This window comes from Enterobacter cloacae complex sp. GF14B, from assembly GCF_004136805.1.
Classification (GTDB): domain Bacteria; phylum Pseudomonadota; class Gammaproteobacteria; order Enterobacterales; family Enterobacteriaceae; genus Enterobacter; species Enterobacter hormaechei_C.
Genome location: NZ_QFRV01000166.1, coordinates 1 through 3,646, shown reverse-complemented (window position 1 = coordinate 3,646; position 3,646 = coordinate 1). Strand labels below are relative to the sequence as shown.

General features: G+C 59.4%; 4 protein-coding genes. 2 read left to right on the top strand and 2 right to left on the bottom strand.

Annotated features, from left to right (window positions below; genetic code table 11):
- The coding region (locus tag DD606_RS24140; protein ID WP_139158352.1) for a TonB-dependent siderophore receptor at positions 1 to 1,861 on the top strand (1,861 nt) is incomplete at its 5' end.
- A 162-nt stretch (positions 1,862 to 2,023) separates the two neighbouring features.
- Positions 2,024 to 2,713: an enterobactin synthase subunit EntD gene (gene entD / locus DD606_RS24135; protein WP_129259326.1), complete on the top strand. Its 690-nt coding sequence runs from the start codon at positions 2,024 to 2,026 to the stop codon at positions 2,711 to 2,713.
- Here the strand turns inward: entD and DD606_RS24130 are convergent.
- A complete protein-coding gene (locus tag DD606_RS24130; RefSeq protein ID WP_047654089.1) occupies positions 2,649 to 3,488 on the bottom strand; it encodes a metal ABC transporter permease in 840 nt (279 codons plus the stop codon). The genes entD and DD606_RS24130 overlap by 65 nt on opposite strands.
- The coding region (locus tag DD606_RS24125) for a metal ABC transporter permease (protein ID WP_176691474.1) at positions 3,485 to 3,646 on the bottom strand (162 nt) is incomplete at its 5' end. The genes DD606_RS24125 and DD606_RS24130, both read right to left, overlap by 4 nt.

Here is a 3,646-nt window from a genome sequence, read left to right as displayed (position 1 = left end):
CGAGCGTGATACCCGCGGCGATACCGGCTGGGTCCCGCCGGAGATGATCGAGCGCATCGAAGTGATCCGTGGCCCGGCTGCTGCCCGCTACGGTAATGGTGCGGCGGGCGGCGTGGTGAACATCATCACCAAAAAATTTGACGACCAGTGGCACGGCTCCTGGAACACCTACCTGAACGCGCCAGAGCATAAAGACGAAGGTTCCACCAAACGCACCAACTTCAGCCTGAGCGGCCCGCTGGGCGGGGATTTCAGCTTTCGCATGTACGGTAACCTGGATAAAACCCAGGCCGACGCGTGGGATATCAACCAGGGTCACCAGTCTGACCGCACGGGCGCTTACGCCAACACCCTGCCCGCAGGCCGTGAAGGTGTGGAAAATAAAGACATCAACGGCGTGGTGCGCTGGGACTTCGCGCCGATGCAGTCGCTGGAGTTTGAAGCGGGCTACAGCCGCCAGAACAACCTGTATGCGGGCGACACGCAGAACACCAACAACGACAACGCGCTGGTGAAGAAGAACTACGGTAAAGAGACTAACCGTATCTATCGTCAGAACTTCGCCGTGACCTGGAACGGCGGCTGGGATAACGGCATCACCACCAGCAACTGGGCGCAGTACGAGCACACCCGCAACTCTCGTCTGGGTGAAGGGCTGGCAGGCGGTCTGGAAGGCCTGTTCAACAGCAATAAATTCACCGATACCGATCTGGCCGACGTGATGCTGCACAGCGAAATCAACCTGCCGATTGATTTCATTGTGAACCAGAACCTGACGCTCGGCACCGAGTGGAACCAGCAGCGCATGAAGGACTCAACCTCCTTTACACAAACCCAGCAGGGGGGCCCCATCCCGGGCATGAGCGAAGATCGTAGCCCGTACACGTCAGCGGAGATCTTCTCCCTGTTTGCCGAAAACAACATGGAGCTGACCGACAGCACCATGCTGACCCCTGCCCTGCGCTTCGACCACCATACTATTGTGGGTAATAACTGGAGCCCGTCCCTGAACCTGTCGCAAGGTCTGGGGGATGACTTCACCCTGAAGATGGGCATCGCGCGCGCCTATAAAGCGCCTAGCCTCTATCAGACCAACCCGAACTACCTGCTGTACAGTAAAGGCCAGGGCTGCTACGCCAGTTCCGACGGCGTGGGCTGCTACATGATGGGTAACGACGATCTGAAAGCGGAAACTAGTATCAACAAAGAGATTGGCCTGGAGTGGAAACGCGACGGCTGGCTGGCTGGCGTGACCTGGTTCCGCAACGACTACCGCAACAAGATTGAAGCGGGCTACGCGCCGATTGGCCAGACGTCCACCGGCAAAGTCACCACCGATATCTACCAGTGGGAAAACGTACCGAAGGCGGTGGTGGAAGGTCTGGAAGGCTCCCTGAACGTGCCGGTCAGCGACACCATCAACTGGACCAACAACATCACCTACATGCTGCAAAGTAAGAACAAGGAGACCGGCGATCGTCTGTCGATCATCCCGGAGTATACGCTGAACTCAACCCTGAGCTGGCAGGTACGTCAGGATGTCTCATTGCAGTCGACCTTCACCTGGTACGGCAAGCAGCAGCCGAAGAAGTACAACTACAAAGGTCAGCCGGTGACCGGGTCTGAGAAAGACGAAGTCAGCCCCTACAGCATCGTTGGCCTGAGCGCGACCTGGGACGTGACCAAAAACGTCAGCCTGACCGGCGGCGTGGACAACGTCTTCGACAAGCGCCAGTGGCGCGCGGGTAACGCCCAGACCACGGGTAATACCACGACGGGTGCGTATATGTACGGCGCGGGTGCGTATACGTATAATGAACCGGGTCGCACCTGGTACATGAGCGTAAATACGAGGTTCTGATACAGGCAGTGACTTCCCCCTCTCCCTGTGGGAGAGGGCCGGGGTGAGGGCGAGGTAAAAGCAAAACGGCAACCCCGTTGCCGTTTTTAGTGTTTGCTCCCTCTCCCTTTGGGAGAGGGCTGGGGTGAGGGCATCAGGCCGCACAATACAGAAGGAAAAGCCATGCACACCACCCACAGCACATTTTCTCTCGCTGGCCACACCCTCCACCGCATCACCTTCGACCCCACCACCTTTACGGACGCCGATCTCCTCTGGCTCCCCCACCACGCCCAGTTGGCTAACGCCGGACGCAAACGCAAGGCCGACCACCTCGCAGGCCGCATCGCCGCCGCGCACGCCTTACCTGACTACACCATGCCCGCCATCGGCCCCAGCGGGGAACCGCTCTGGCCGCAAGGAATTTCCGGCAGCATCACCCACAGCGGCACGCAGGCGATAGCCGTCGTCACGCAATACCCGGTGCTTATCGGCATCGATTGTGAAACGATCCTCTCCGAAAACGAAGCCAGGGAAATCAAAGACGGCATCATTGATACACAGGAAGAACCTGTGCTTTCCCGCCTGGGATACCCGTTCGCCCTCGCCCTGACGCTGGTCTTCAGCGCCAAAGAGAGCCTGTTTAAGGCCCTCTTTCCGCAGGTACAGGCCTGGATGGGTTTTGACTGCGCCCGCGTTACCAAGCTCGACGATAAGACGCTTACGCTGGCATTGACCTGTCAACTAGCAGACTTTCAAGAAGGCACCGCCTTCCGCCTGCACTGGCAGCAGCACGGCGAACAGGTCATCACCCTGCTGTCACACGCTCCTGGCGACGAGCCTTCACGCTGGTCACCACAAACGTCACGATAAACACCATCGCGAACAGGACCACAATGGTCGGCGCAGGCGCGCTGTCGAGATAAAACGAGGCATAAACGCCGCTTACCGACACCAGCGCTGAAACGGCGACCGCCACCAGCAGCGCCATGTGAAAGCGTCGGGTAATCAACACCGCCACGGCGCCGGGCGCAATTAGCAGGGAAATCGACAGAATGATCCCCACCGCTTTCAGCGTCGCGACGATGGTCAGCGAAACCATGCACAGTAAGCCGTAGTGCAGCCAGCGGGTGCGCAGGCCACTCGCCTGCGCCTGCTGATAGTCAAAGCAGAACAGCAGAAAATCGCGCCACTTCAGGCCAATCACCAGCGCAATCATCCCCGCGACGAGACCGCTTTGCAGAATGTCCATCCCGTTAATACCCAGCATATCGCCGAACAGAATGTGGTCGAGATGCACCTCAGGTTTGACGGCGATATAGAGGATCAGCCCGGCGCCGAACATGCCGGAAAAGACGATCCCCATGACCGTATCCTGTTTGATGCGGCTGTTATCCTTCAGGTATCCGGTGGCGACCGCGCAGAACAGACCGGCCACGAACGCGCCCAGCGCCAGCGGCAGGCCCATCATCCAGGCCAGCACGACGCCGGGAAACACCGCGTGGCTCATGGCGTCGCCCATCAACGCCCAGCCTTTCAGCACCAGAAAAACCGACAGCAGCGCGCAGGGCACGGCCACCAGGAGTGAAATCAGCAGCGCGTTGTTCATAAACGCAAACTGGAAGGGTTCGAGGAGCAGCGTCATCATGGGTGTGCCTCCCGCGCCCGACGACGGCTGGCAAGCAGTCCGTGCTTCGGCGCAAAGACGAACGCCAGCAGAAACAGCAGCGTCTGGGCGACCACGATAATGCCGCCGGTGGCGCCGTCCAGGTAATAGCTGGCCCACGCGCCGAGGAAGCTGGTGAT

Excerpts from the sequence above, each read along its gene's own strand:
- DD606_RS24130 (WP_047654089.1), bottom strand. The coding sequence starts at position 3,488 with ATGATGACGCTGCTCCTCGAACCCTTCCAGTTTGCGTTTATGAACAAC.
- entD (WP_129259326.1), top strand. The coding sequence starts at position 2,024 with ATGCACACCACCCACAGCACATTTTCTCTCGCTGGCCACACCCTCCAC.